The sequence below is a fragment of the Roseovarius sp. genome, assembly GCF_030373445.1.
In the GTDB taxonomy this organism is placed as follows: domain Bacteria; phylum Pseudomonadota; class Alphaproteobacteria; order Rhodobacterales; family Rhodobacteraceae; genus Roseovarius.
Genome location: NZ_JAUCYU010000009.1, coordinates 127,860 through 154,693 on the forward strand (window position 1 = coordinate 127,860; position 26,834 = coordinate 154,693).

At 67.1% G+C, this 26,834-nt stretch carries 22 protein-coding genes; 14 read left to right on the top strand and 8 right to left on the bottom strand.

All coding sequences use genetic code 11. The annotated features are described in order from the left end of the window. The first annotated feature begins 31 nt into the window (after positions 1-31). Complete coding sequence (locus QUV18_RS16600; RefSeq protein WP_300895134.1) at positions 32-907, top strand: hypothetical protein; 876 nt, start codon at positions 32-34, stop codon at positions 905-907. A 43-nt stretch (positions 908-950) separates the two neighbouring features. On the opposite strand, the gene QUV18_RS16605 is transcribed toward QUV18_RS16600, so the two are convergent. The 4 genes from QUV18_RS16605 to QUV18_RS16620 all read right to left on the bottom strand — a co-directional run bounded on the left by QUV18_RS16605 (position 951) and on the right by QUV18_RS16620 (position 5,133). Then, entirely contained in the window at positions 951-1,730 is a 780-nt protein-coding gene (locus QUV18_RS16605; protein ID WP_300895135.1) for an IclR family transcriptional regulator, read from the bottom strand. Positions 1,731-1,743: 13 nt separating this feature from the next. Then, positions 1,744-3,102 (bottom strand): TRAP transporter large permease, encoded by a 1,359-nt coding sequence (locus QUV18_RS16610; RefSeq protein WP_300895136.1) that lies wholly within the window; start codon positions 3,100-3,102, stop codon positions 1,744-1,746. Position 3,103: 1 nt separating this feature from the next. Continuing rightward, positions 3,104-3,772, bottom strand: coding sequence for a TRAP transporter small permease subunit (locus QUV18_RS16615; protein ID WP_300895137.1), 669 nt, complete (start codon positions 3,770-3,772; stop codon positions 3,104-3,106). A gap of 125 nt (positions 3,773-3,897) precedes the next feature. Continuing rightward, the gene (locus tag QUV18_RS16620) at positions 3,898-5,133 is read right to left on the bottom strand and encodes a TRAP transporter substrate-binding protein (RefSeq protein ID WP_300895138.1); all 1,236 of its coding nucleotides are present in this window, start codon (positions 5,131-5,133) and stop codon (positions 3,898-3,900) included. Positions 5,134-5,250: 117 nt separating this feature from the next. Here QUV18_RS16620 and QUV18_RS16625 point away from each other — a divergent pair, with 117 nt between their 5' ends. The 9 genes from QUV18_RS16625 (at position 5,251) to QUV18_RS16665 (ending at position 17,264) form a co-directional block, all read left to right on the top strand. Next, positions 5,251-6,882 (top strand): choline dehydrogenase, encoded by a 1,632-nt coding sequence (locus QUV18_RS16625; RefSeq protein ID WP_300895139.1) that lies wholly within the window; start codon positions 5,251-5,253, stop codon positions 6,880-6,882. Between the two features lie 202 nt (positions 6,883-7,084). Further along, on the top strand, positions 7,085-8,122 hold the full coding sequence (locus tag QUV18_RS16630) for a LacI family DNA-binding transcriptional regulator (RefSeq protein ID WP_300895140.1): 1,038 nt from the start codon (positions 7,085-7,087) through the stop codon (positions 8,120-8,122). Continuing rightward, positions 8,119-9,486, top strand: coding sequence for an FAD-dependent oxidoreductase (locus tag QUV18_RS16635; protein ID WP_300895141.1), 1,368 nt, complete (start codon positions 8,119-8,121; stop codon positions 9,484-9,486). Before QUV18_RS16630 ends, QUV18_RS16635 begins: the two co-directional genes overlap by 4 nt. Beyond that, complete coding sequence (gene ilvD / locus QUV18_RS16640; RefSeq protein WP_300895142.1) at positions 9,483-11,177, top strand: dihydroxy-acid dehydratase; 1,695 nt, start codon at positions 9,483-9,485, stop codon at positions 11,175-11,177. The genes QUV18_RS16635 and ilvD overlap by 4 nt, the downstream gene beginning before the upstream one ends. Beyond that, a complete protein-coding gene (locus QUV18_RS16645; protein ID WP_300895143.1) occupies positions 11,174-12,640 on the top strand; it encodes an aldehyde dehydrogenase family protein in 1,467 nt (488 codons plus the stop codon). The genes ilvD and QUV18_RS16645 overlap by 4 nt, the downstream gene beginning before the upstream one ends. 57 nt (positions 12,641-12,697) lie before the next feature. Continuing rightward, the gene (locus QUV18_RS16650) at positions 12,698-13,702 is read left to right on the top strand and encodes a TRAP transporter substrate-binding protein (RefSeq protein ID WP_300895144.1); all 1,005 of its coding nucleotides are present in this window, start codon (positions 12,698-12,700) and stop codon (positions 13,700-13,702) included. Positions 13,703-13,764: 62 nt separating this feature from the next. Further along, positions 13,765-14,289: a TRAP transporter small permease subunit gene (locus QUV18_RS16655; protein WP_300895145.1), complete on the top strand. Its 525-nt coding sequence runs from the start codon at positions 13,765-13,767 to the stop codon at positions 14,287-14,289. Next, positions 14,280-15,557 (top strand): TRAP transporter large permease, encoded by a 1,278-nt coding sequence (locus QUV18_RS16660; RefSeq protein WP_300895146.1) that lies wholly within the window; start codon positions 14,280-14,282, stop codon positions 15,555-15,557. Before QUV18_RS16655 ends, QUV18_RS16660 begins: the two co-directional genes overlap by 10 nt. Before the next feature lie 3 nt (positions 15,558-15,560). After that, a complete protein-coding gene (locus tag QUV18_RS16665; RefSeq protein ID WP_300895147.1) occupies positions 15,561-17,264 on the top strand; it encodes a GMC family oxidoreductase N-terminal domain-containing protein in 1,704 nt (567 codons plus the stop codon). Between the two features lie 9 nt (positions 17,265-17,273). Here the strand turns inward: QUV18_RS16665 and QUV18_RS16670 are convergent, their stop codons facing one another. The 3 genes from QUV18_RS16670 to QUV18_RS16680 are packed head-to-tail and all read right to left on the bottom strand — an operon-like array spanning position 17,274 to position 20,459. Beyond that, complete coding sequence (locus QUV18_RS16670; RefSeq protein WP_300895148.1) at positions 17,274-18,824, bottom strand: TRAP transporter large permease subunit; 1,551 nt, start codon at positions 18,822-18,824, stop codon at positions 17,274-17,276. Next, positions 18,821-19,315 (bottom strand): TRAP transporter small permease subunit, encoded by a 495-nt coding sequence (locus QUV18_RS16675; RefSeq protein ID WP_300895149.1) that lies wholly within the window; start codon positions 19,313-19,315, stop codon positions 18,821-18,823. Before QUV18_RS16675 ends, QUV18_RS16670 begins: the two co-directional genes overlap by 4 nt. Before the next feature lie 58 nt (positions 19,316-19,373). Further along, complete coding sequence (locus tag QUV18_RS16680) at positions 19,374-20,459, bottom strand: TRAP transporter substrate-binding protein (protein ID WP_300895150.1); 1,086 nt, start codon at positions 20,457-20,459, stop codon at positions 19,374-19,376. Between the two features lie 370 nt (positions 20,460-20,829). Between QUV18_RS16680 and QUV18_RS16685 the strand changes: the two genes are divergently transcribed. The 4 genes from QUV18_RS16685 to QUV18_RS16700 are packed head-to-tail and all read left to right on the top strand — an operon-like array spanning position 20,830 to position 24,951. Further along, positions 20,830-22,002 (top strand): glycosyltransferase family 4 protein, encoded by a 1,173-nt coding sequence (locus QUV18_RS16685; RefSeq protein WP_300895151.1) that lies wholly within the window; start codon positions 20,830-20,832, stop codon positions 22,000-22,002. Next, positions 21,999-22,955, top strand: a complete 957-nt coding sequence (locus QUV18_RS16690) for an NAD-dependent epimerase/dehydratase family protein (RefSeq protein ID WP_300895152.1) — start codon at positions 21,999-22,001, stop codon at positions 22,953-22,955. The genes QUV18_RS16685 and QUV18_RS16690 overlap by 4 nt, the downstream gene beginning before the upstream one ends. Further along, positions 22,955-24,196, top strand: coding sequence for a glycosyltransferase family 4 protein (locus QUV18_RS16695; protein ID WP_300895153.1), 1,242 nt, complete (start codon positions 22,955-22,957; stop codon positions 24,194-24,196). The genes QUV18_RS16690 and QUV18_RS16695 overlap by 1 nt, the downstream gene beginning before the upstream one ends. After that, on the top strand, positions 24,193-24,951 hold the full coding sequence (locus QUV18_RS16700; protein WP_300895154.1) for a hypothetical protein: 759 nt from the start codon (positions 24,193-24,195) through the stop codon (positions 24,949-24,951). The genes QUV18_RS16695 and QUV18_RS16700 overlap by 4 nt, the downstream gene beginning before the upstream one ends. Here the strand turns inward: QUV18_RS16700 and QUV18_RS16705 are convergent. After that, positions 24,918-26,624 (bottom strand): DUF2194 domain-containing protein, encoded by a 1,707-nt coding sequence (locus QUV18_RS16705; RefSeq protein WP_300895155.1) that lies wholly within the window; start codon positions 26,622-26,624, stop codon positions 24,918-24,920. The two genes, QUV18_RS16700 and QUV18_RS16705, sit on opposite strands and share 34 nt — an antisense overlap. Positions 26,625-26,834 lie beyond the last annotated feature (210 nt).

Here is a 26,834-nt window from a genome sequence, read left to right on the forward strand (position 1 = left end):
TTCAGACGCGAAGACAAGCTTGGAGCCGCAGTTGAAGCCAAAACTCATCTTGCATGTCGGCCTGCCGAAGACCGGCACCACGTCGATTCAGGAATGCCTCTACATCAACCGCGACCGCCTGGCCGGTATGGGGCTGAGATTCGCGGACCGGCTGGGGCGTGAAAAGGGCTTCGGGCATCACAAGCTGGGGCGCCTGCTTGCGACATCCGGGCCGGGGGCCTTCATCGACCAGCTTGGCCGGCAGGACGCCATCGTTTCGGCCGAGAACCTGTCTTACATTTTCCTGCGCGACACGGAGGGCAAACTGGCCGCGCTGGCCGATGTCTACGATCTTCATGTCATCGTCTTCGTGCGCCGGGCCGATTACCTGCTCGAAAGCGCCTTTGCGCAGATGGTCAAGATGGGCATGAAACTCAATATCGAGCGGTTCCGTCACGCCATCCTGGAGCCCGCGGCCATCGTCAACAGCATCACGAATGTCATCGGCGACGAAAGGGTGTCGTGCGTGCTGTATACCGATCCGGGGTTCGACAGCTGGGCGGCGTTCTGTGCCGCGGCCGGGTTTCCGGAGCTGCCCCGGGCCGAGAAGCGGGCGAATGTCTCGATGCACCGCCGCAAGACGCTGTTGCTGTCAAAGGTGGCGATCAAGAAGCGCGAGCTGGCTATCAAGCTGAGCGAGCACGTGGCCGCCTGCGACACCGTCGAGGATGACGGTATCAGGTTCCTGGCATCACTCGACAAGCGTCGGTCTGTCATTCGGGATCACGAGCTTGCCAACCGGGATCTTTGCGAGCGTTTCGGTCTGGATGCCGATTACATGATGGCCGAACCTGATGACGACTGGCACAAACCGAAGCCGATTACCCCGCAGGAGTGGGTGGACACGCTTTGGCTGTCGCGAGACTGACGGTCCGGTAGACCGCGATGTGCGGTATCTGCCCGGCAGCGCGTCAGGACGGTTCGGTATCGGAAACGAGGTTGGAGAGGTCTTTCGCCGCCTCTTTCATCGGGTCCAGGTATTCCAGGGCGCGGGGGATGTCGAAGCGCTGGCTCGGGGCGTGGAAGGAGAGGGTGGCCATCAGGCGACCATTGGTGTCCTGGATCGGGACGGCGACGGCGATCATGTCTTCCATGAATTCCTCGCGGTCGAGGGCGTAGCCGGCATTGCGCACCTCGGCGATCTCGTCGAACAGCGCGTCGGGATCGGTGATGGTGTTCGGGGTGCGCTGTTCGAGGTCGGTGGCTTCGAGGTAGGAGCGCAGGTGATTGGTTGCCAGTGAACTGAGGTACATCTTGCCGCTGGCGGTGCAGTAGAAGGGCACGCGCGTGCCGATGGGCAGCTGGATGCGCAGGGGCCATTCGGTTTCGACCCGCTCGAGATAGGTCATGCAGTCGCGGTCGGGCAGGGCGATGTTGCAGGTTTCGCCGATCTCGCGGCTGATGCGCTTGAGCACCGCCTGGCGGGCCGTGCGGATGCGCAGGGAGGACAGGATGCCGCCGGCCATCTCGCGCAGGCGGGGGCCCGGGGAATAGGTGCGTCCGTCCATGTCGCGCTGGAGGAAGCCTTCCTCCTCGAGCGTGCTGAAGAGGCGGTGGATGGTGGGCTTGGGCAGGCCGATCTGGGCGTTCACCTCGGTCGGCGTCACCGGGACGCCGGCGCTGGCGATCTGTTCGATCACCATCAGCAGCCTCAGGTTCGTCGGGATCGACCCGGATTTCTCGCCATCCATCAGCCTGTCTTCTTCATCGTTGCGGCAGCAGCGCGGTCGAGAGGGCCGGAACGAGGGCCACGATGATCCAGACCGCGATCAGGGCAATAAGGTAGACGAGGGAATACCGCAACAGCCTGAAATAGGGCACGCCGGTCACGCCGGAGGCCACGTAGAGGTTGAGGCCGTAAGGGGGCGTGATGAAGCCGATCGAGGCGCCGACGAGGAAGATGACGGCGAATTGCACCGGTTCGACCCCCACGGAATGGGCGACGGGGGCGAGGATCGGGGCGAGGATGATCGTCACCGGCAGGCTTTCCAGCACCATGCCGAGGACGAAGACGATGGCCATCGAGGTGAAGAGCACCGCGTGGTAGCCGCCCATGGAGGTGACGAAATCGCCGATCGCCTGCTGGGCGCCGAGCACCGAGAGGATCTGCTGCATGACGACAGAGACGGCGATGAGCGGTGCGAGGATACCGGTGATCTGGGCCGAGCGCATGGTGATCGAGGGCAGTTCCAGCGGGCCGAAGCCGTGGACGACCAGCATTTCGGAGATGGATTTCTCGGAGACGTCCTTGTCCTGCCGTCCGCCGATGAGGCGGTGGATGGGCAGGCAGAGGAAGCCCACGATGACGCAGAAGCCGACGGTGACGCCAGCCGCCTCGGTCGGGGAGAACTTGCCGGTGTAGATGCCCCAGAGCACGAGGCCGATGGCGAAGAAGCCGAGCCAGGCGCCCACCGCCGTCTTGATCACGCGCAGCGGGCTGAGGGCGATCAGGTGGCCCCAGGCGTTCTTCCAGCAGACGATGAAGCAGGCGATCATCATCCCGCCCACCATCATCGCGCCCGGGATGATGCCGGCCACGAAAAGCTCGGAGATCGGCAGGTTGAGGAGGAACCCGTAGACGATGAAGATGATCGAGGGCGGGATGATGATACCCACCGTGCCGCCGGCCGCCGCGGTGGCGGCCGAGAAGCGTTCGTCGTAGCCGCCCTTGACCATCTCGGGATGCAGCATCGAGCCGATGGTGGCCGTGGTGGCGGAGTTGGAGCCGGAGATCGCCGCGAAGAGCCCGCAGGCCCCGAGCGAGGCCATGGCGAGCCCGCCGCGGATCCAGCCGAGGCAGGCATAGGCGAAATCGGAGAGTCGCCGCGCGATGCCCGAGCGGTTGATCAGGTCGCCGGTGAGGATGAAGAGCGGCATGGCGAGAAGCGCGAAGCCGTCGGTGAAGACGTCGGCCAGCGCCGCGCCGATATTGTCGAGCGGCATGCCCAGCAGGAAGGACATGCCGATCACCCAGTAGCCGATCACGAGGAAGACCGGCACGCCGAGCATGAACAGGAACGTCACCCCGATCGAGATGAGCGTGATGATCATCGGGTCGCTCATGTCAGTCTCCTCCGATCACGGCCTGGCGCAGGAGCGGCGCGCCGCTGCGGTAATTGGCAAAGTCTTCGATCAGGTTCTCGAGCACGCGGGCCACCAGCACGGTGAAGGCGAGCGGCACCGAGATCAGGAACCACCATTGCATGATATTGTCGGTGCCCAGCATGATCTGGAAATTCGAGGCGGAGTTGGCGACGACCCGGGTCGAGGTGACGACGACGACCCAGGAGAAGCCGATCCAGAGTGCCGCGTCGAGCAGCAGGCAGGCCATCTGGCCCGTGCGCGGCATGGCGGTGCGGAACTCGGCGAAGGCGAGGTGGGTGCGCAGCTTGACGTTATAGCTGCAGCCGAACCACGTCATGATCAGGAACAGGAAGGGCGGCAGGGTGGTCGACCACGGCGCCTGTTCCGACAGGACGAAGCGGCGGAAGACCTCGACGAAGATGATGCCGCCGATGGCGAGGTAGGAGACCACCATGACGGTGGATTCGAAATTGCGCTCGAACCAGGGGCTGAGGCGGTAGAGGAGGAGGATCAGGACCGCCGCCGCCAGCATGGCGGCCAGCCCCAGCGGCCAGACGGCCGGGGCGCGCATCGCCTCGCTCAGCATCCATGAATCGCCTTCGGCGAGGGCGCTGAAAATCTCGCCTGCGCCGTCGAACCAGCCGGTCATTGCCTGTTCCTCCTGTTGGGTCGCGGATTGGGTCGCGGTGTGCCTGCGCGGTCTTGGATGCCGCGTGTGCGGGGCCGGGCCGCGCGCGTGTCGCGGCGGCCCGGCCCGGTCTTATCGGTAGCAGGTCAGGCCGAGCGCCACCAGCGGCGCGGCTCGACATTCTCGGGCTTGGTGTCGGCCGGGATCTGGCGGGCGACGTCGTAGATTTCCTGGTAGGTGTCGAGGCCGCCGGCCCAGTTGTTGAGCCGCTCGCGCCATTGTGCCCAGGGCTCGGGGTTGTACTCGGGCGAGCACATTTCCTCGGCCATCTTGATCTGGTCGTCGGCGAGGAAGGCCGGACGCACGTTTTCCTTGACGAAGATCGTGTCGGGAAGCTGCGGATCGGAAAAGCCGACGGTCTTGACCAGCGCGGCCTCGTTCGCGGCCTGCACGTGGGCCTGGGCCCAGTAGGCGGATTCCATGATCGCGTCCTGCAGGTGCGGCTCCATGCTGTCGAAGACCTTGGCGGACATCGAGGTATGCTCGGTGCCGCAGAAGAACTTCAGGTCGACCGACTGGCTGACCACGGGCGACATGTTGGCATAGGCCACGGCCGAGGCCCATGTCTCGGCACCGTCGATCAGGCCCTGCTTGAGGCCGTCGAGCGTTTCCTCCCATGCCACGGGCACGGGGTTGAGGTTGAGAAGCTGCATGGCGATGCGGCCCAGCTGGGTGCCGGTGACGCGGTTCTTGGTGCCGAACAGTTCCTCGAGCTTGGTGACGGTGGGCTTGTCGGCGAAGGACTGGCCCATCTGCAGGCCGCGGAGTTCGCAATGGCTGAAGAGGAATTTCAGGCCGTGGCGTTTTTCCAGCGGCTCACGCAGGAGTTTCATGGATTCCGGGCTGTAGAGGAAATGGTACTGCGAGGCCCGGGTGGGGAACATGTAGGCGTAGTCGAGCACGTTGAGATAGGGTGCTCCGCCCGCCGAGTTCTGGGTGGAGGCCGCGTACATGTCGACCACGCCGAGCTGGGTTTTCTCGACGCAGGAGAGCTGGCCGCAGATCTGGTTGTCTCCGATGAACTCGACGCGGATCTCGCCCTCGGTGCGTTCCTCGAGGTCGCGGCAGAATTCCAGCGCGCCCATGCGTTCGATCAGCAGGTTGCGCGCGTTGAAGCCCGAGGCGCCCATCTTGAGGGTGTGCTTGGCTTCCTTGGCGAAGCGCTTCTCATAGGTGCTTTCGGCGGCCTTGGCCAGCGAGGACAGGCTGGCCGCCCCTGTGAACGCCCCTGCGCCCAGCAGCACCGACGACATGCCGAACTGTCCCGACAACCGGAACAGATCCCGGCGGGTGATCCCGCTCAGGGCTTTGGATACTTTCATGGTCTCCTCCCACGTTGCGTATTTTTGATACTTGCAGTCTCAATATTGGTCGACCTATGTTCGATCTGGCAAGAGAAATCTTTTCTCTGCCCAATGTTTGGAGGAGGACGCCCGAAAATGCCCGAATTGTCAGCGGATTACGTGATTGTCGGTGCTGGCTCTGCGGGCTGTGTTCTGGCGAATCGGTTGTCGGCTGACCCGACCATCAAGGTCGTTCTGATGGAAGCGGGCGGGCGGGACTGGAACCCGTGGATCCATATCCCGGTGGGGTATTTCAAGACCATGCACAACCCCTCGGTCGACTGGTGCTATCGGACCGAGCCGGACCCGGGGCTGAACGGCCGGCGGCTTGACTGGCCGCGGGGCAAGGTGCTGGGCGGATCGTCGTCGCTGAACGGGTTGCTGTATGTGCGGGGGCAGCCGCAGGATTACGACCGCTGGCAGCAGATGGGCAACCCCGGCTGGGGTTGGGACGACGTGCTGCCGTTGTTCAAGCGGTCGGAGCGTCAGGAGCGGGGGGCGGACGAGTTTCACGGTGACCAGGGCCCGTTGTCGGTGTCGAACATGCGGCTGCAGCGGCCGATCTGCGATGCGTGGGTCGCCGCGGCGCAGGAGGCGGGGTATCCGTTCAACCCGGATTACAACGGGGCGCAACAGGAGGGAGTGGGGTATTTCCAGCTCACCGCCCGCAACGGGCGGCGGTGTTCGAGCGCGGTGGCGTTCCTGCATCCGGTCAAGTCGCGGCCGAACCTGACGGTGCTGACGAAGGCGGCGGCGAGCCGGATCGTGTTCGACGGCAACCGGGCCGTGGGCGTGGCCTATCGCGACGGGGCGGGGCAGGAGCATGTCGTCAAGGCGGGGGCGGAAGTGATCCTGTCCTCGGGCGCGATCGGGTCGCCGCAGCTTCTGATGGTGTCGGGGATCGGCGAGGCGGAGCAGTTGCGGGAGCACGGGATCGAGGTGCGCCGCGATATCCGGGCCGTGGGCAAGAACATGCAGGATCACCTGCAGGCGCGGCTGGTGTTCAAGTGCAACGAGCCGACGCTGAACGACGAGGTGCGCAGCCTGTTCAACCAGGCGCGGATCGCGGTGAAGTATGCCATGTTCCGCTCTGGCCCGATGGCGATGGCGGCGAGCCTTGCGACGGGGTTCCTGCGGACGGGCAAGCATGTGGAGACGCCGGATATCCAGTTCCACGTGCAGCCCTGGTCGGCGGACAGCCCCGGGGCCGGGGTGCATCCGTTCTCGGCCTTTACGATGTCGGTCTGCCAGTTGCGGCCCGAGAGCCGGGGGGAGATCCGGCTTGCGGGGGCGGATGCGGGAATTTACCCGACGATCCATCCGAATTACCTGTCGACCGAGACCGATTGCCGGACGATCGTGGAGGGGATCAACATTGCCCGCCGCATCGGCCGGCACGAGCCGCTCAGCCACAAGATTTCCGAGGAGTTCCGCCCGGACGCGACGCTCGACATGGACGATTACGAGGGCACGCTCGACTGGGCGCGGAACAATTCGACGACGATCTACCACCCGACCGGCACCTGCAAGATGGGGCCGGGCCCCGATGCGGTTGTCGATGCACGGCTGCGGGTGCATGGCATTGCCGGGCTGCGGGTGGCGGATTGCTCGATCATGCCCGAGATCGTGTCGGGCAATACCAACGCCCCGGCGATCATGATCGGCGAGAAGGCCTCGGACATGATCCTCGAGGACCGGAAGGCGGCGGTGGCCGCGGCGGTGTCCTGACCCGGGAGCGGCGCCGTTTGGCGGTAAGGGTCTGAGCTAATTCCAGAATCAGAGTGACGGGCAAGGGGCCGTGCGGGCCCCCGCGGTGGTTCACGTGGCGTTGCGGCCCGCGGGGCGTGCCGGCCGCAGGCGTGTCTTTTCCATTGAATGACTACGTAATCATAGATTAGATGCAATAAATGATGATTCGGAATCGGCATTCATGAAATCGAAATCAACTGCCACGAGCAAAGACCTTGCGCTGGCCGCCGGCGTGTCGCAGGCGACGGTGTCGCGGGTGTTCCGGGGCGAGGAGAACGTGAATGCCGAGACGCGGCAGCGGGTTCTGGATGCCGCGAAGCTGATCGATTACCGGCCGAACGCGCTGGCACGGGCGATGCGCACCAGCCGTCTGGGCGTGATCGGGGTGGTGGTCGCCCGGCTGAGCAACCCGCTTTACACGGAAATCCTGTGCGCGCTGAACGAGGTGCTGGCGCACAAGGGCCTCAAGGTGGTGCTGTGGGACACGGAGGGAACCGGCGAGGTGGCGGCAATCGACGCGATCAGCCAGTCGCTGGTGGACGGGCTGATCTTCGCGGCGGTGACGCGGAATTCGCCGGTGCTGCACGAGGCGATCCGGGCGTCGGCGCCGCTGGTGCTGATCAACCGGACGATTGACGACCTGAGCTGTGACCAGGTGTCGAGCGACAATCATGCCGGGGGGCGCGCGGTGGCGTCGTACCTGCTGGACCATGGCAAGCGGCGGATCGGCTTCATCAGCGGGTCGCTGGACGTGAGCACGGTGCGCGACCGCGAGGCCGGGTTCCTGGAGGCGATGGCGGAGCGGGGGCAGGAGATCGAGACCTCGATGATCCGCCGGGTGCCGTTTTCGCATGAAAGCGGGCGGTCGGCGATGCAGTCGCTTCTGGACCTGTCGGACCCGCCGGACGCGGTGTTCTGTGCCAACGACCTGCTGGCGCTGGGGGCGCTGGACGGGGCGTACGAGCGCGGCTGCCGGGTGCCGGAGGATTGCTGGATCATGGGGTTCGACGATGTGGAGCAGGCCTCGTGGTCGACGCTGTCGCTGACCACGGTGCGCCAGCCGGTGCAGAAGATCGTCGAGGACGGCGTGAACCTGTTGCTTGAACGGCTGGCGGAGCCGGCGCTGGAGCCCCGCCGGATCGTGCATCCGGTCGACCTGATGATCCGGCGCAGCACCGCGAGGGCGCGGCTGGGCACGAATGACGAGGCGAAGACATGACGCATGTGACCGAACCCGAAAGACGCACCGAGATCCGCGAGCGTGTCGACGTTCTGGTGGTGGGCGGAGGCTCGGCCGGGATTGCCGCCGCCGTCGCTGCGGCGCGCAGCGGCGCGCGGGTGATGCTGGTGGAGCGGATGGGGTTTCTGGGCGGGACGCTGACGGCGGTCACGCTGGGCAGTATCTGCGGGCTGTACGGGCTTGACGGCGGGCGGGTGCAGCGGCTGGTGCGCGGGTTGGCGGACGAGATCATCGAGCGGGTGCGGGCGCGGGGCGGGGCGGCCGCGCCCAAGGTGTGGCTGCAGACCGCGTCACTGCCCTATCACCCCGAGCCGATGAAGCGGGTCGCCGACGACATGCTGCGCGAGGCAGGTGTGGCGGTGCGGTTCCATTCGCTGGCGGTCGAGGTGCTGAAGCGCGACGGGCGGGTGAGCGGCGCGGTTTTCGAGTCGATCGACGGGCGCTGGGCCGTTGAGGCGGGCGTTGTCGTCGATGCCAGCGGCGACGGGCAGATTGCCGCGCTGGCCGGGGCGGAGTGGGCCTGCGACGTGGAGGATCTGCAGTTTCCGACGACGATGATCCGGTTTGGCGGGGTCGATACGCGCAAGGTCGAGGAGACGGACAGGGCGGCGCTGCACGGCTATCTCGAGACGGCGGTTGCGGCGGGGTTCGACCTGCCGCGCACGGCGGGCGGGATCTTTGCCTTCAACGAGGCGGTGGTGCACCTGAACATCACCCGGATCGAGCAGGATGGCCGGGCGCCGAACCCGCTGGACATGGCGGAGATGAGCGCCGCCGAGGCCAGTGGCCGGCGGATGGCGGAGCTGTACCTGGAGGCGTTCCGGGCGCATGTGCCGGGCTATCGCGATGCGTGGCTGCTGGATACCGGCACGCAGATCGGCGTGCGCGAGAGCCGGCGGGTGGCCGGGGATCACATGCTGACCGAGGAGGAGGTGCTGGGCGGCGCGCGGTTCGCCGATGCCATCGGCGCCTGTGCGTGGCCGGTCGAGGAGCATGGCGCCGACCGGGCGACGCGCTGGGTCTGGCTGCCGGACGGGAGTTACTACCAGATCCCGTGGCGCTGCCTGTTGCCGCGGGGCATCGACGGGCTGGTGATGGCGGGGCGCTGCGTGTCGGCGACCCATGTGGCGCAGGCGTCGCTGCGGGTGGCGGGCACCTGCTTTGCCATGGGCGAGGCGGCGGGGATCGGCGCCGCGCTGGCGGCGGAGCGGCATGGCGGCGACCTGCGTGCGCTGGACGTCCAGGCGTTGCGGTCGGAGCTGGCGGCGCGGGGCGCGTACCTGGGCGATGCCGCGCCGGAGTGTTTCGTGCCGGGCGAGCCCGTGCTGGAGGGCGCGCAATGAGGAAGCTGAGGAGCAATTTCGCCGAGGGCAGCACGCTCTGGGCGCTGCGGCGGGCGCAGTGGACGGCGCTGGGGATCGACGAGGCGGACATGGCGAAGCCCAAGATCGCCGTCATCAACACCTCGTCGGAGCTGTCGAGCTGTTTCTCGCATCTCGACCGGGTGGCCGAGGCCGTGAGCGCCGCCATCCGCGAGGCCGGGGGGCTGCCCTTCGTGGTCAAGACGACCGCGCCGAGCGATTTCATCCACTGCGCGGGCTCGTCGGGGAGTTACATCCTGCCGTCGCGCGACCTCGTGGTGAACGATATCGAGGTGTCGGTCGAGGGGCCGCAGCTTGACGCGATGGTGTGCCTTGCCTCCTGCGACAAGACGGCTCCGGCGCAGCTCATGGCGGCGGCGCGGCTGGATATTCCGACGCTGCTGGTAATTGGCGGCTACCAGGCCTGCGGGGCGCTGAACGGCGAGACGGTCGATATCGAGGACGTGTTCGAGAGCGTCGGCAAGCTGGGCACGGGCGAGCTGAGCGTGGCGGATATCGAGTGCATGTCGCGGGTGGCGGTGGCGGGGCCGGGGGTCTGTGCCGGGATGGGCACCGCGAACTCGATGCATATCATGAGCGAGGCGCTGGGGATGACCCTGCCCGGCAGCGCGCCGATCGCGGCGGAAAGCGAGCGGATGTACGAGCGCGCCCGCGCAGCGGGGCGGCGGATCGTCGAGATGGTTGACGAGGATTTGCGCCCGTCGGCGATCCTGACGCCCGAGGCGTTCCGGAATGCTGCGGCGGTGGCGATGGCGCTGAGCACGTCGATCAACGTCATGCGCCATTTGCAGGCGGTGGCCGAGGAGGGCCAGGTGCCGGTCGATATCTACGATGTGTTTGCCGGGCTTGACGGCAAGGTGCCGGTGCTCTGCGCGATCAAGCCGAATGGCGACGGGCGGATCGAGGATCTCGATGCCGCGGGCGGCACGCTGGCGGTGATGAGCCGGCTGCGCGGGCTGCTGGACGAGGCCTGCGTGGGCGTGGACGGGCAGAGCCTTGGCGCGCGGCTGGATGCGGCCGGGGTGGCCGAGGGCGGCGCGGTGGCGTCGGTGGGCCGGCCGGTGGCGGAGGGGCCGTCGCTGATGGTGCTGAAGGGGAACCTGGCGCCGGAGGGGGCGATCATGAAGCTGGGGACCGGGGCGTATCAGAGCCTCGTGTTCGAGGGGCCGGCGCGGGTGTTCGAGACCCAGCAGGCGGCGCTTGACGCGCTGGAGGCGGGCGAGATCCGGGAGGGTGACGTCGTTGTGCTGCGCGGGCTGGGGGCGCTGGGCGGGCCGGGTGTCGCGTCGGCCTCGTGGTTCGCGGCGGCGCTGGCGGGCAGTGCTCTGGCCGGGCAGGTGGCGCTGGTGACGGACGGGCAATTGTCGGGGCTGAACCGGGGGATCGTCGTCGGGCAGATCATGCCGGAGGCGGCGATGAACGGGCCGCTGGGGCTGGTGGCGGATGGCGACCCGATCCGGATCGATATCGCGGCGCGGGTCGTCGACCTGGAGGTGCCGGAGGCCGAGCTGGCCCGGCGGAGGAGCGGCGGGCGGCCGAAACTGAAGATGCGGGACGGCTGGCTGGGGTTCTACCAGCAGCTTGTGACGCCGCTCAGCCGGGGGGGGATCCTTCGGCCCGGGCGCGAAGCCTCGGAGGAGGGGAAACGATGACGGCGCATTTCGATTTCACGCAGAAGCCCTGGCCGCTGTTGATCGGCGGGCGGGAAAGCGCGGCCGAGAGCGGGCGGATGTTCGAGACGCTGGACCCGTCGACGGGCAACGTGCTGGCGCGGGTGGCCGATGGCGGGGCGGCGGATGCCGACCGGGCGATTGCCGCCGCACGGGAGGGGTTCGAGACTGGCTGGGGCACGCTGACGCCCAAGGCGCGGTCGCGGCACCTGATGCGGTTTGCCGATGCGATCCGGGCGCGGGCCGAGGCGTTTGCCTGGGCCGAGACGCTGGACGTTGGGCGGCCGATCTCGATCACCTCGACGGAGGTGGAGGGGCTGGCGGATTCGGTGGAGTATTACGCCGGTATCCTGCTGGGGCTGTCGGGGGAGACGCTGAACGTTTCGGACCCGACGCTTGCGGATTTCACCCTGCGCGAGCCGATCGGGGTGTGCGGGCTGATCACGCCGTGGAATTACCCGGCGCTGCTGGCGGTGCTGAAGATCGCGCCGGCACTGGCGGCGGGGAACACGGCGGTGCTGAAGCCGTCGGAGGTGACGCCGGTGTCGTCGGCGCTGCTGGCGGAATGCGCGCTGGAGGCGGATTTGCCGCCCGGCACGCTGAACGTGGTCCATGGCGGGGCCGAGCCGGGAATGCGGCTGGTGACACATCCGGACGTGGGCAAGATTTCGTTCACCGGCGGCACGGTCACCGGGCAGCGCATCTTCGAGGCGGCGGCGAAAGGCATGAAGCGGATGACGCTGGAGCTGGGGGGCAAGTCGCCGCTGCTGGTGATGGAGGATGCCGATATCGGCGCCGCGGTGGAAGCCGCGTTTACCGACAACGTGCGCAATTCCGGGCAGGTCTGTGCGGCCTGCACGCGGCTGATCGTGCAGCGTTCGGTGCACGACGAGTTCGTGGCGGCGCTGGAGGAGCGGTTGCGCGGGGTGCGCGTCGGGCGGGCGCAGGACCCGGAGACGCAGATGGGCCCGGTGGTCAGCGCGGCGCAGCGCGACCGGATCGCGGGCTGCATGGCGGCGGCGGAACGCGAGGGGGCGGAGGTGCGCCGCTACGTCGATCTTGACGGGCGGGACGACCTTGAGGGCGGTTATTTCCTGTCGCCCGCGCTTCTTCTGAATGCCCGCGCCGGGATGAGCACGACGCGCGAGGAGATTTTTGGCCCGGTGCAGAGCGTTCTGTCCTTCGACACCGAGGCGGAGGGCATCGCATTGGCCAATGACACGGAATACGGCCTCGCCGCCGCGGTGTTCACCCGCGACAGCGGCAAGGCGATGCGCGCGGCCCGCCAGATACGGGCCGGGACGGTCTGCATAAACGCGGGCCGGAAGGTTTCGGTAGACGCCCCGTTCGGCGGCTTCCGGATGAGCGGGTTCGGCAAGGAGCGCGGGAAGGATGCGCTGCTGGACGATACCCAGTTGAAGAACGTCCGCTATGCCCTGGACTGAGAGGAAAAACCGGCAGGGCGCGGCCGATCGAACCATAAACTGAAATGGGAGGATGACATGAGTTTTATCAGGAGCGTGGCGCTGGGCGCCGCGATGACGTTGACCGGTACGGCCGGGGTTCTGGCGCAGGAGGTGGAGGAGCGGACGATGACGCTGGGCCACGTGGTGGCCGAGCAGTTCCCTTACCACACCTCGGCGATGTTCATGAAGGAGACGATGGCGGAGGAGACCGATGGCAAGTGGACGCTGGAGGTGCATCCGAGCGGCGCCATGGGCGGCGAGCGCGACGCGCTTGACGCGCTGCTGCTGGGCACGATGGATTTCACCTGGGTTCACACGGCGGCGATGGCGAGCTTCGTGCCGTCCTTCGAGCTGTTCAACATGCCCTTCGTGTTCCACAGCCCCGAGCATATCGAGGAGGCGCTGAGCACGCTGGACTTCTCGAAGTTCTACGAGGAGGCGGATGCGGCGGGCTTCAAGCTGATCGGCATCGGCTCGCCCGCGTTCCGCTATCCGATGAACAACATCCGCCCGATCGAGACGGCCGAGGATTTCGCCGATATCAAGATGCGGACGATGGGTGTTTCGGCGCATATCGACACCTACGAGGCGCTTGGCTCGCAGGTGGCCTCGACCTCCTTCGCGGAGCTTTACGGTGCGCTGCAGACCGGCACGGTGGACGGCAACGAGAACGCGCTTTCGGCGCTGAGCGCGATGCGCTTCAACGAGGTGCAGGAATACCTGACCCTGTTGCCGACGGTGGCCAATATCGCGGTTCTGGTGATGAGCAAGTCGACCTTTGACGCGATGTCGCCCGAGGAGCAGGCGCTTGTCGAACAGATCGGCCAGCAGACGGTCGAGAAGAACAACAGCGACTACGCGACGCTGGATGCCGAGGCGCTGGAGGCGATGAAGCAGGAGGGCCTGAAGGTCAACGAGGTGGACGACCTGTCGAGCTTCGTCGAGGCCACGGCGCCGGTGCGCGAGAAGTACTCGGCCGAGCTGGAACCGTGGGTTCGTGACCTGATGGCCGAGATCCAGGAACTGCCCTCGGCCAACTGAGGCAAACCCGGCCCGGCGCGTTGCGAGGCGCGCCGGGCCCTGAACGCGGGAGGAGGTTCGCCTTGGAGCGGATACATCGCATCAGCCTCGTGATCGAAAGCCTGGTCCGCATCCTCGTGGTGGCGGTAATGCTGTTCATGCTGGGCGCCGTGCTGCTGGACGTGCTGGTGCGCAACTCGTCGCTGCGGGTGCGCGGGCTGGACGAGCTGGCGCGTTACTCGTTGGTCTGGATCGTGTATTTCGCCACGGCCGCCGGGGCGCGGTATGGCGACCTGATCGGCATGGAGAGCCTGGCCAATGCCTGCCCGCCGAAGGTGCAGGTGGTCCTGTGGCTGCTGCGCCGGCTGATCCTGCTGCTCTTTCTGGCGGCCTTCACTTGGTACGCGCTGGGGCTCGTGCGGCTGATGATCCAGACCGGGCGGTCCTCGGCCAACCTTCATATTCCCCTCTGGCTGGTCTACGGGCCGCTTTTCCTTGGGACGTTCCTGATGTTTCTTTCCCTGCTGGTGGACGCGATGCGCCGCGTGGCGGTCAACGACATTCTGACCCCGCCGGACCCGGATGACGGGGGGCGCCTGTGGAACTGACCGCGCTTGCCGTCACCTTCTTCCTGACGCTGCTGATCGGGCTGCCGATCTATGCCGTGATGGGCGCGTCGGTGGTGGTGTATTTCATCTTCTCGGGCGTCAACCCGGTGACCATTCCGCACCGGGCCTTTGCCGGGATCGACGTCTTCGTGCTGATGGCGGTGCCGTTCTTCATGCTGGCGGGCAACCTGATGAACGCGGGCGGCACGACGCGGCGGCTGGTGGCGCTGGCGGAGGCCATGGTCGGCTGGGTGCGCGGGGGGCTGGCGCATGTGAACATCGTGGTGTCGATGCTGTTTGCCGGCATCTCGGGCTCGGCCGCGGCGGATACGGCGGCGGTGGGCAGCATCATGATCAAGTCGATGCGCGAGCGGGGCTATCCTACGGAGTTTGCCACCTCCGTCACGATCTCGTCGTCGCTGATCGGGCCGATCATTCCGCCGAGCATCATCCTGATCGTCTATGCCGTGGTGGCGGGCGTGTCGGTCAACGCGCTGTTCCTTGCAGGGATCGTGCCCGGCATCCTTCTGGGGGTGGCGCAGATGCTGCTGGTCTCGGTCTATGCCTGGCGCTACGGGTTCGGCGAGAGGGGGCGGTTTTCATTCATCGCCTTCCTGCGGGCGTTTCTTGACGGGCTGGTGCCGCTTGGCATGCCGATCATCATTCTCGGCGGGATATTCTCGGGGTTCTTCACGCCGACCGAGGCGGCGGCGGTGGCCTGTCTTTACGCGCTGGTGGTGGGGATGGTGATCTATCGCGAGATCCGGTTCCGCGACCTGCCCGGCATCGTTCTGCAGAGCGCCCGGACGACCGGCAGCGCGCTGGTGATCGTCGCCATCGCCGCGCCGCTGAGCTGGATCCTGACCAAGGAGCAGGTGCCGGCGACGGTAACCGCGGCGATCCAGTCGGTGTCGGACAACCCGATCGTGATCCTGTTGCTGATCAACCTGATGCTTCTGGTGCTGGGGGCGTTCATGGAGATGATCGCGGCGCTGATCATCCTCGTGCCGATCCTGCTTCCCGTGGTGACGGGGCTGGGGGTGGACCCGGTGCATTTCGGGATCATCGTGGCGATCAACCTGACGATCGGGATGATCACGCCGCCGGTGGGGATCAGCCTGTTCATCGGGGCGACGATCGCGAAGATATCGCCGGAGCGATTGGCGCTGTCGAACATGCCGTTCCTGCTGGTCTCGATCCTGGTGCTGCTGATCATCACCTTCGTGCCGGGGCTGGTGATGGTCCTGCCCGATCTTTACGGCGGGTAGGCGATGGCGGAGCGGTACGATTACGTCGTGATCGGCGGGGGGTCCTCGGGCTGTGTCCTGGCGAACCGGCTGTCGGCGGACGGGCGCAGCCGGGTGCTGCTGGTGGAGGCGGGGCCGGATACGCCGCCCTATGCCGTGCCGGCCTCGATCTATGCCGATGGCTACCTGCCGGATTATTTCAAGGACAACCGGTACTGGACCGGGCTGACCGTGACGCGCGATCCGGTGGGCAATGGCAGCGGGAGGGAGCTGGAGGAGCACCGCTACGAACAGGCGCGCGTGATGGGCGGCGGGTCGAGCGTGAACGGGCAGGTGGCGCTGCGCGGTATCCCGTCGGATTACGACCGGTGGGAGGAGCTGGGCGCGGCGGGCTGGAGCTACGAGGAGTGTCTGCCCTATTTCCGCAGGCTGGAACGGGACATGGATTTCGGCGGGCCGAAACATGGCCGTGACGGACCGGTGCCGCTGCAGCGGACCTTTCCCGAGAACTGGTCGCACTTTGCGCTGGCGTTCCGCGATGCGCTGGAGCGGCGGGGGCTGCCCTATCACGACGATTGCCACGACACGACCAGCGACGGGTGTTTTCCGTTTCCGAAGAACAATGTCTATGGCCGGCGGGTTTCGGCGGCAGTGGCCTACCTGGACCAGGGGGTGCGGCGGCGGGAGAACCTGCGGATCGTGGCGGAGACGGTGCTGGAGCGGATCGTGTTCGACGGGCACCGGGCGACGGGCGTGCGGCTTGCCCGCGCCGACGGGACGGTCGAGGCCTGCGATGCCGGCGAGGTGATCCTGTGTGCCGGGGCGCTGCATACGCCGGCGATCCTGATGCGGCACGGGATCGGGCCGGGCGCGCACCTGGGCGAAATGGGCATTCCGGTGCTGGCGGATCGGCGGGGGATCGGGCGGAACCTTCAGGATCATCCGCTGGTGGGGGTGGGCCTTCACCTGCGGCCAGGGGCGCGGATGGCATCGAACATGGCCAACGCCTTTCTGGTTTACACGCGGTTCACCTCGGGGGTCGAAGGCTGTGCGGCGGGGGACATGAAGATGTCGCTCTCGGCTCGGTTCGACCAGACGCCGATCGGGCACCAGATCGGGGTGCTGCGGGTGGGACCGGACCAGGCGCATTCGACGGGGTTCGTGGAGCTGCGCTCGCCCGATGCGGGGCAGGAGCCGTTCGTGGCGTTCAACCTGTTATCGGACCCGCGCGACATGGAGCGGATGAAGGCCGGGGTGCGGTTCGCGATAGAGCTGTTGCAGTCGGAGGAGTTGCAGGCTGTCGGGCAGGGAGCGTTTGCCGGGGCCTATACCACGTGGATCCGGCGGCTGGGGCACAAGGACCCGGTGTCGCGGACGGTGAATGCGGTGGGCGGCCGGCTTCTCGACCTGCATCCGGCGGTGCGCAAGGCGCTGATCGGGATGGCGGTGGCGGGCTACGATATCGAGCGGATGAAGTCCGACGATGCCGAGCTGGAACGGTTCATCCGCGACACGGTGCTGGGCAACTGGCATGCCTGCGGGACGGTTGCCATGGGCCGGGCGGATGACCCGGCGACGGGTGTCGGCCCGGATGGGCGGGTGATCGGGGTGGAAGGGTTGCGGGTGGCCGATGCCTCGGTCTTTCCGCGGATCCCTTGTGCCAACATCAACCTCACCACGATCATGGTGGCGGAGAAGCTGGCGGACGCGATCCTCGGGAAAGGTTGATGGTGCCCGTCAGAACAGCGCGCCGGGCAGCCATGTCGCAAGTGACGGCAGCAGCCAGACCAGCAGGACGCCGATGGCCTGAAGGCCGATGAAGGGCACGACGCCGGCGTAGATATGGCCGGTGCTGACCTCGGGCGGGGCGGCGCCGCGCAGGTAGAAGAGCGAGAAGCCGAAGGGCGGGGTCAGGAAGCTGGTCTGCAGGTTGATGGCGATCAGGATGCCCAGCCAGATCGGGTCATGCCCCATCAGGATCAGGGTGGGGGTGACCAGCGGCAGGACGATCACCGAGATTTCCACGAAGTCGAGGAAGAAGCCCAGCACGAAGACGAAGAGCATGGTGAAGAGCAACGCGCCGGTGGGCCCGCCGGGGAGATCTTCGAGCAGGGCCGCGACGCGTTCCTCGCCGCCGAGGCCGATGAAGACGAGCGAGAAGATACCGGCCGCGAGGATGGTGGCGAAGATCATCGCGGTCATGGTGAGGGTCGAGGTGGCGGCCTCCTGCATGACCTTGGCCTTGATGGTGCCACGCAGGGCAAGCAGGAGGGCCACGATGCCGGCCACGGCGAGCCCGGCGTAGAGGGCGCCGAGCGTGTAGTCGGTGGCGGAGAGGTCGCTGCGTTGCAGGCGGACGGGAAGGGCGCCGGAAAGGATGCCGAGGAGGATCAGGGCGGCGGCGCCGAAGACGATCAGGCGCGGGCTGTAGCCGAGGCGGTGGCCTGCCATCAGGATCGCGCCGACGGCGCCGACCGAGGCCGCTTCGGTCGGGGTGGCGACGCCGCCGAGGATGGCGCCGAGCACGGCGAAGATCAGCAGGACGGGCGGCACCACGGCGCCGAGGATCTCGGAGCGGTCAGGCTTGGCGAGGTCGGCGGCTGCGGGGGGCATGTCCTGCGGGCGGAGCATGCCGCGGAGCAGGATGTAGACGAGGTAGAGCCCCACCAGCATGAGCCCCGGGATCAGTGCGGCGGCGAAGAACTGGCCCACGGAGAGCGCCTCGACCGAGAACTTGCCCTGTTCATATTGCGCCTGCTGGTAGGCGTTCGACATCACGTCGGCGAGGATAATCAGCAGGGTTGAGGGTGGGATGATCTGGCCCAGCGTGCCGGCGGTGCAGACGATGCCGGAGGCGACGCGGGGGTCATAGCCGGTGCGCAGCATGGTGGGCAGGGCGATCATGCCCATCGCCACCACGGTGGCGCCGACGATGCCGGTGGAGGCCGCGAGCAGCGCGCCCACCAGCACGACGGAGATGCCCAGGCCCCCGCGAAGCTGCCCGAAGAGGCGGCCCATCGTGTCGAGCAGCACCTCGGCGATGCGGCTTTTTTCCAGCACCGCGCCCATCAGCACGAAGAGGGGGATGGCGATCAGCACCTCGTTGCTGAGCAGGCCGAAGACCCGCTGGCCCATGGCGCCGAGAAGCGAGATATCCATCGCGCCCGTCAGCCAGCCGAGATAGGCAAAGGTGATGGCCACGCCCGCGATGCTGAAGGCGACGGGGAAGCCGCAGAGGATCACCGCGACGAGGGCCGCGAACATCAGGAGGTCGAGGTTTTCCGTCACGACGGGTCACGCAGGATCAGCTTGAGGATCTCCGACAGCGATTGCAGCATCACGAGGACGCAGAAGGCCGGGATCAGGGATTTCAGGAGGAAGACCGCCTCGATCCCGCCGACGGAGATCGGGCCTTCGAGGATGTTCCACGAGTTGCGCACCGAGGGCCAGGACCAGTAGAGCAGCGCCGCCATCGACGGCATCAGCAGGCAGATGTGGCCGAAGAGGTCGATGGTGCGTCGGGAGAGGCGGCTGGCCTTGGCATAGAAGATATCGACGCGGACGTGCTTGTCGACCAGCAGGGTATAGCCCGCGCCCAGCATGAAGAGCGTGGCATGCATGTAGAGCACGCTTTCCTGCACGGCGATGGAGTTGACGCCGAAGACGTAGCGGCCCAGCACGATGCCGAACTGCACCAGCACCATCAGGAGTGCCAGCCATTTCGTGACGATCGCCACGATGGTATTGAGCCCGTCGATCGTTGCGGCGATGCGGTTCATCTGTCCCCCGGAGAAAGACGGTGCGGCGCACGGGGCGCCGCACCGGTGGTTTGCGTGGTCAGTAGCCCATCACGCTGGCGCGGGCGTTCATCTGGCCGTTGTCGGCATAGGTCATGTAGCCGCCGACGAGGTCGCGATAGGCGATGAAGCTTTCGGTGATGCGTTTGACCAGTTCGTCCTCGTCCTGGCGCAGCTCGTCGATGACTTCCTCGGCTGCCGTGCCCATCGCCGCGATGACGTCGTCGGGCAGCTTGCGGACGGTGACGCCGTGCTCTTCGACCAGGGTCTTTAGCGCCTGGGCGTGCTTGGTGGTGTATTCCGTCCAGACCGGGTTATAGAGGCTTTCGCAGGCAAAGCTGACCGCCTGTTGCAGGTCTTCGGGCAGCTCGGCGAAGATGTCGGCGTTGACGCCGCATTCCTCGGCCGAGGAGGGCTCGCCCACGCCGGGCCAGTAGTAGTTCTTGGCAATCTGGTGGTAGCCGAGGGCGCTGTCGGTCCACGGGCCGATGAATTCGCCGGCGTCAAGCGCACCGGTCTGCAGCGCCTGGAACATGTCGGGGCCGCCCATGGCCTGGGCTGCCATGCCCATCTTGCTGGCCATTTCCGAGGCGAGGCCGGTGGTGCGGAACTTCATGCCCTTGAGGTCTTCGGCGGAATTGACCTCCTCGCGGAACCAGCCGGCCCATTGCGGGCCGGAATTGCCGCAGAGGAAGGGCTTGATGCCGAAGCGGCCGTACATCTCGTCGTAAAGCTCCTGCCCGCCGCCGTGGTAGAGCCAGCCGACCTGTTCGTCGGCGCGCAGGCCGAAGGGTTGCGAGCCGAAGAGCAGGATGCCCTTGGATTTCGAGCCCCAGTAGGCGGGGACAGCGTGGTAAAGCTCGGCCGTGCCTTCGCTGACGGCGTCGAACACGCCGCGGCCGGGGACGAGTTCACCGGCGGCGAAGAGCTTCACCTCGATCCGGCCGCCCGAGAGGGTGGTGATCCGGTCGGCCAGCATCTGGGCCGCGACGCCCGGCCCGGGCAGGTTCTTGGGCCACGCAGTGACCATCTTCCACTGCCGCACGTCCTGGGCGATGGCCGGGGCGGCGAGGGCGGTGGCGGCGGTGCCGACGGCGCCGGCTGCCAGGAACTTTCTTCTGTCCATGTTATGTCTCCTTGCTGGTATCTCTGACTTGCCGGGATCGGTTCCTCGAACGCGACGGGAACCGCCCGGTATCATCCGGTAAGCTGACCAGCCCCTGCCAATCGGTGCAAGCTGAATTTTGCTTCCGGAGGCAGGAACGGCCCATCCGTCGTACGGCTTTGCCAGCGGCGCGGGCGGAGTGCGGGCGGCGGCAAATGCCGCGGAAGTGACCACGAGGGCGGACGGAAAGCCCCGTCAGCCGCATTAACATTGGTAATGAAGGCGCGGACCTGCTATCGATCCCGGGTGTTGAAACGCACCGGACGACCCAATTTGAAAGACCTATTGTTGCGATTGCGTTTCATGTGGTGGGATTTTCGGACTTGGCCGGATGCAACTCGTTGTAACGATTTTCTACGACGAACCCGATTGGGCGTTCCACAATATTGCCGTCAACCTGTCGCGGGTCGCGTCTGAGGGGATCGTGTTTCGCGCCATCAGCCGGACCGAGTGGTTCGGGCGGACGCGGGCGGCGGAAGAGGCTGTCGCGATCTCGGACGTGGTCGTGTTCCTGTGGCGGTTCGACCTGCTGGCCTATCTCGACACGCTGTCGCCCGAGGGTTGGGCGCGGCTTCTATCGCCCGAGCGCCCGGCGATCGTGACGATGATCTACGACCATCTCTATACCGATCCCGAGGACCTTGCCTATTACGGCGATCCCTTCGCGCTATCGGATGGATGGGCCGCATGCTCTGGCCGGCTACGGGATATCTACAGTGCGGCGGACCATCTGCCGGACCCGGCACACGTGGTGCCGGACGGCGTGGATATCGGGGTCTTCACCCCGGGAGACCGGCAGGCGGAGGGGCCGCTGCGCATCGGCTGGGTCGGAAACAGCGCGTGGGGCCTGACCGAGGGCGAGGATTTCAAGGGGCGGCATACGATCCTGGCGCCGGCGCTGGAATTGCTGAAGGCGCGGGGCGTTTCGTTCGAACTGCGGCTTGCCGACAAGGCCGAACAGAGGCGGCCACGGGCGGAAATGCCCGAGTTCTACCGCGATATCGACGTGCTGGTCTGTTCCGCCGCCATCGAGGGGACGCCCAACCCCGTGCTGGAGGCGATGGCGACGGGCACGGCGGTTGTCAGCACGGACGTGGGCATCGTGCGCGATGTCTTTGGACCGGAGCAGCGGCGCTTCATCCTGAAGGAGCGCAGCCCGGAGGCGCTGGCCGAGGCGCTGGGCCGGTTGGCGCAGGACCCCGGAGCACTGGTGCGCTTGCGCGAAGAGAACCTGGCGGCGCGGCCGCGGATATCTTGGGAAAGCCGCTGGCCGGCCTGGGAGGCTTTGATCGCGGATGCGCTGGCCGCGCGGGCGGCGGGCCGGGGGGACGAGGTTTCCGGGCGTCTGAGGCTTTTTCGCACGCGCAAGCGGTCGCGGCTGGAGCGGTTGCGGCGCACGGTGGCGGGCAACCGGATTGCGTTCCGGGCCTACGAGACCGCGGTCAGGCGGTTCCCGAGCCTTGTCCGGCGCACGAAACGCCTGATCGAGAGGAACACGCCGTGAAGCATTGGCTCGTCACCGGGGGAGCCGGTTTCATCGGCAGTCATCTTGTCGAACTTCTGTTGCAGGCGGGCGACTCGGTGACCGTCGTCGACGATTTCTCGACCGGGCGGCGGGAGAACCTGGCCGGGGTGGCGCAACGGCAGCGGCTGACGGTCGTCGAAGGGGACGTGGGCGATGCCCGCGTGCTGCACCGGGCGATGACGGCGCCGCTGGACGGTATCTTTCACCTAGCGGCGACGGTGCAGGTGCAGGACTGCATCCGCGACTGGCTGGGCAGTCACCGGGTGAACGCGACGACCACGCTGACGGTGATGTCGGAGGCCTGCCTGCACGGGGCGATGCCGGTGGTCTACGCCTCGTCGGCGGCGGTGTACGGGGACCGGTCGCAGGATATCTGTCACGAGGACCTGGTGGAGCGTCCGCTGTCGCCCTACGGGGCCGACAAGCTGGCCTGCGAGCATCACGCGCGGGCCTTCGGGGCGATCCACGGGCTGGCCTCGGCCGGGCTGCGGCTGTTCAACGTGTTCGGCCCGCGGCAGAGGGCGGATTCGCCCTATTGCGGTGTCCTGGCCCGGTTCATCGCCGATGTGGAGGCTGGTCAGCCGCACACGATTTTCGGAGATGGCGAGCAGACCCGCGATTTCATCCACGTGGCCGATGTCGTTGCGATCATGCAGGCCATCATGGATCACACGATCGCCGCCCCGGAGGCGCGGATCATCAACGTCTGTTCCGGGCGGTCGACCTCGGTTCTGGAGGTGGCCGGGCTGATCGACGGGATCGCCGGAAGCGAACCGGCGTTGCGCCATGCCCCGGCCCGCGCAGGAGAGATCAGACACAGCCGGGGCAGCACGGCGCTCATGTGTCACCTGCTGGGCCCGCGTGCCTTCCTGAGCCTCGAGGATGGGGTGGCATCGATGATGGCCGCGCAGGCCCGGAAGCGGATCGCGTGATGAAGCCCCGCGTGCTGCTTCTGCCCGATGTGCCGGACTGGGCCTATGACAACATCTGCGATCATATCGTGGCCAACCATTCGGACCGGTTCGAGTTCGAGCGCTATTACATGGCCGGTGTCGCGGGCTATCCGGAGGTGTTCCTGAACCAGGTCTTCGGGATCATGAAGCCGTTCGACATCCTGCACTTCTTCTGGCGGGAGGATGTCCAGCACCTGCTGAACCCCGAGGCGGTCTTCAAGGCGGCGTCACGGTTCTCGCGGAGCGCGGATGCGCTGCTGGACGCGATGGCGCGGCCGGTGGTGACGACCTCGGTCTACGATCACCTGCATCTCGAACCGCAGCATTTCGCGTGGCGGTCGCGGGCCTTCTGGTTCGCGGACGGGTATTCGGTGTCGTCGGGGATACTGGACGACATCTATCGCGGGATCGAGGCGTTTCCCGACCCGATCGCGGTGCTGCCGGATGGGACCGACACGCGGCGGTTCCGGCCGGAGAAGCTGGAGCGGCTGACCGAGGAGCGGCCACTTCGGATCGGCTGGGTGGGCAACCCGAACTGGGGCAACGACCCGGTGCGGGACCCCAAGGGCGTGCGGACCATCCTGAACCCGGCCATCGAGATGCTGAACGCCGAAGGCTGCGAGGTGGAGGCGCATTTCGCCGACACCACGGTGCGAAAACGGACCCGGGACGAGATGGCGGAATATTACGGCGAGATCGACGTGCTGGTCTGTTCGTCGGAGATCGAGGGCACGCCGAACCCGGTTCTGGAGGCGGTGGCCTCGGGCGTGCCGGTGGTGTCGACGCGGGTCGGGATCGTGCCGGACGTGCTGGGCCCGAAGCAGAGCCGGTTCATTCTTGCCGAGCGCTCGCCCAAGCCGATGGCCGCCGCGCTGAAGGAGCTGGCCAGGGACAGGGCGCAACTGGCGGAGCTGTCGGAGGAGAACCTTGCAAGGGCGCCAGCGTGGGACTGGACGGAGACGGCGAAGGGCTGGCCCGGTTTCTGGGAGGCCGCTATGGCGCGGCAGAAGGAGGGGCAGCGCGGGCCGCTGAAACAGTACTTCCTGCGGGAGCGTTACCTCGCGTGGTATGCGGACAACGTGAAATACGCGAACCTCTGGCAGGATGCGGGCGGGTCGCGCGGGGCGGGCCGGGGCAAGGCGCGTCAGGCGGTGTCCGACTGGATCACCCGCTCGCCGAGGCGGCAGGAGATCTACGACCGTTTGCGGGGACGGCGGTGACGGAGGATACCCGGCGGTTCGCGATCCTGATGCCGTGGGGGCGGGTCGGCAGCAACCTTGTTGCCGCGACGCTGAACCGTCGGCGGGGTATCCGGATCGACAATGAGCCCACCACGCGGATACGGACCTTCGGAGAACGGGACGGGGTTCCGAAGGACGAGCAGGCGAGGCAGCAGATGGCCGAGCTCGACGCGTTTCTCGGGCCGTCCGAGGATGAACGGCGGGCCGGGCTGAAACTGTCGTACCGGTCGCTGCTGGAGCCCGGGGCGTATCTCGGGCGGCTTCGGTCGGCCGGGGTACCGCTGGTGCTGATGATGCGGGCCAACCATTTGAAATGCGCCGTGTCACAATTGCGGGCGCGGGTGCGGGCCGAGGAGGAGGCCAGCCAGTGGCAGAGCCCGTGGGCGGTGCGGGCCGACGAGCCGAAACCGGGCGCCGTGGAGCTTGATTGTGCCGAGGTGATCCGGTTGACCGGGCTGTTCCAGCGGCTGCATGGGGAGACCCTGGCGTCGGTGCGGGAGGTCTTCGGCGAGGCGTGGCTGGGCGTGGAATACGCCGAGCTGGCGGCTGACCCGCAGAGGGAGTTGCAGCGGATCTGCGAGTGGTTTGGCATCGAAGGTTTCGACACGTTCGAGCTTCCGCATCGCAAGGCCACGTCGGACGACCTTGCGGAGGATGTGCTGAACTACGAGGAACTGGCGGAGCGCGCCCGGGAGGCCGGTTACGGGGCGTTGCTGAGGGCCGGGGACGGGTAGGCCGGGGCGGGCGTTTCGACGGTTGCGGTGGAGGTTTCCAGCTCGATCACGCGAATGCGGAAGCCGGGGCCCTCGTCTTCGTGCAGCGTTCGGGCGCCGGTCATGTGGCCGAAATTGGGGGCCGGGTCGCCGTTGAGGCGGAGTTCGATGGTGCCGCCGGCAGGACCGGAGATGCGTAGGCCGGCCGGGCCGGTCTCGATCGACCAGTCGCTTTCCAGGTGCGCCTTGAGGCGGCGTGCGCCTTCCGAGGTCGTGCAGCCGCGGAGCCACGGATGGCGCCAGCGCATCTGCGACAGGAAGGTTGACAGGTCGCGCCGCAGGCTGCGCCAGGATTGGCCCTCGGGGTTGCGGCGTAGAAAGGGCGGGTCGCCGGGCCGGGGGCGGTCTTCGACGTCGTCGGGGTGAAGGAAATGCGACCAAACCCCGGTGGCCGCGACCTGTGCCACCGCGGCGGGGAGCACTTCGGGGATGCAGCCGCTGCCCCAGCTTGCGCGGGGGAAGGCAAAGAGGTGCGGGGCGAAGGGCTCGGGGCCGTATTCGCGGTTGCCGCCAAGGTCGAACGACCCGATGACGTGGTTGCCGCAGATGGTCGAGATCGATGGAACGGCTTCGGCAAGGGCCTGGACGCCCTCGGCGTCGTACTCGTTGTTGGGCGGGACATATGCCATGGGTGGCGGCCCCAGCCGCTGTTCCTGCCAGAGATGCATCGCGTGGCGCAGGCCCTCGGTCATGCGGTCGCGCCCGCCCCAGGCGGAGGCCAGGAGGGGCGTGTGGTTGAACCCGTGCAGCCCGACCTCGCCGCCGCGGGCGCGGAAGGCGGCGAAACAGTCGTTCCGGCTGTCCTCGGTCACCGGGGGAAGGAGGTCTTCGCCTTTCCAAGTGTAGCAGAACACGGCGAAGCAGGTGAGCGGGAAGGCGTGGCGCGCAGCGATGTCGAGGACGTCCGGGTACCAGCGGGTGGCGTAGAACCGCGCGGGGGCGGGCATGGCGGCGCTTCGCCGCAGGAGGCTGCGGGATCTGACACCCATGGGGGCCGGGAAATCGTCGGCCTGAAGGAGCGCGACATTGGCCTTGGGCACGGCCGACACGGCCATGACGGCGGCCAGCGACTCGATGATCAGTCCGCGCCATGCCTTGGCGGCCAGCATCGCGCTGTTCCAGTAGAGCACATGGCCCTTGCCCCGCCGGACACGCCATGCCAGCGGCCGGCCGACGCCGGTGCGGGCGACGATCTCGGCCTCCGGCCCAGGGAGGATGTCGAGCGCGGCGTGGCCGATGCCGAACCCCTTGGGGAGTTCGAGCCCGGCGAACGAAGGGAATATGCCGCCGCGAAAGACGAGCCCTTCGCTGTGGTGTTCGGAATAGAGATGCCCGGCCGGTTCGCGCGGGGGCGCGATGCCGAAGAGGTCACATGCGCTGTCGGCGCGGGCGGGCAGGAGGCTGAGGAGGCCGCCGCCGGCGGTCACGAAGGCTGCCAGGTTGTCTGTGAGGGGGGGCTCGGCCATCTCGACCGCGAGAACGACTGCCGCGTAGGGGCGAAGCTCGGGGAGAGGGGCTGTCGTGATATCGACGTGATCATGGTGGAGGCGGGCCTGCCGGAACGCAATCTCGGCGTTGGCCGCCGTGGCAGCCGCGCTGGCATCTGAGACGAGAAGGATCCGGAGCTTCGGCATGGCTTTCGAACGTTCAGGCGGTGGCGTGCCGGCCCGAGCACGGCGGGCCCGCACGACCGGTGTATCGAAGATTAGCGAAGGAACGGCGGTGGTGCCATCCACAAGGTAAGGGGTGCCGCAGGATTCCCGTGCGAGGCCCGTCGGCGGGGCGGGTTGTGGCGTTTTATTGCGCGGAGTGCCGCAAACCCGGCATTGGGTCGCGGGTTTCGC

Bases quoted from the DNA above. Each gene is read 5' to 3' on its own strand.
- QUV18_RS16685 (WP_300895151.1), top strand. From the start codon at position 20,830: ATGCAACTCGTTGTAACGATTTTCTACGACGAACCCGATTGGGCGTTC.
- QUV18_RS16665 (WP_300895147.1), top strand. From the start codon at position 15,561: ATGGCGGAGCGGTACGATTACGTCGTGATCGGCGGGGGGTCCTCGGGC.
- QUV18_RS16705 (WP_300895155.1), bottom strand. From the start codon at position 26,624: ATGCCGAAGCTCCGGATCCTTCTCGTCTCAGATGCCAGCGCGGCTGCC.
- QUV18_RS16650 (WP_300895144.1), top strand. From the start codon at position 12,698: ATGAGTTTTATCAGGAGCGTGGCGCTGGGCGCCGCGATGACGTTGACC.
- QUV18_RS16645 (WP_300895143.1), top strand. From the start codon at position 11,174: ATGACGGCGCATTTCGATTTCACGCAGAAGCCCTGGCCGCTGTTGATC.
- QUV18_RS16630 (WP_300895140.1), top strand. From the start codon at position 7,085: ATGAAATCGAAATCAACTGCCACGAGCAAAGACCTTGCGCTGGCCGCC.
- ilvD (WP_300895142.1), top strand. From the start codon at position 9,483: ATGAGGAAGCTGAGGAGCAATTTCGCCGAGGGCAGCACGCTCTGGGCG.
- QUV18_RS16620 (WP_300895138.1), bottom strand. From the start codon at position 5,133: ATGAAAGTATCCAAAGCCCTGAGCGGGATCACCCGCCGGGATCTGTTC.
- QUV18_RS16680 (WP_300895150.1), bottom strand. From the start codon at position 20,459: ATGGACAGAAGAAAGTTCCTGGCAGCCGGCGCCGTCGGCACCGCCGCC.
- QUV18_RS16695 (WP_300895153.1), top strand. From the start codon at position 22,955: ATGAAGCCCCGCGTGCTGCTTCTGCCCGATGTGCCGGACTGGGCCTAT.
- QUV18_RS16610 (WP_300895136.1), bottom strand. From the start codon at position 3,102: ATGAGCGACCCGATGATCATCACGCTCATCTCGATCGGGGTGACGTTC.
- QUV18_RS16675 (WP_300895149.1), bottom strand. From the start codon at position 19,315: ATGAACCGCATCGCCGCAACGATCGACGGGCTCAATACCATCGTGGCG.
- QUV18_RS16625 (WP_300895139.1), top strand. From the start codon at position 5,251: ATGCCCGAATTGTCAGCGGATTACGTGATTGTCGGTGCTGGCTCTGCG.
- QUV18_RS16635 (WP_300895141.1), top strand. From the start codon at position 8,119: ATGACGCATGTGACCGAACCCGAAAGACGCACCGAGATCCGCGAGCGT.
- QUV18_RS16605 (WP_300895135.1), bottom strand. From the start codon at position 1,730: ATGGATGGCGAGAAATCCGGGTCGATCCCGACGAACCTGAGGCTGCTG.
- QUV18_RS16615 (WP_300895137.1), bottom strand. From the start codon at position 3,772: ATGACCGGCTGGTTCGACGGCGCAGGCGAGATTTTCAGCGCCCTCGCC.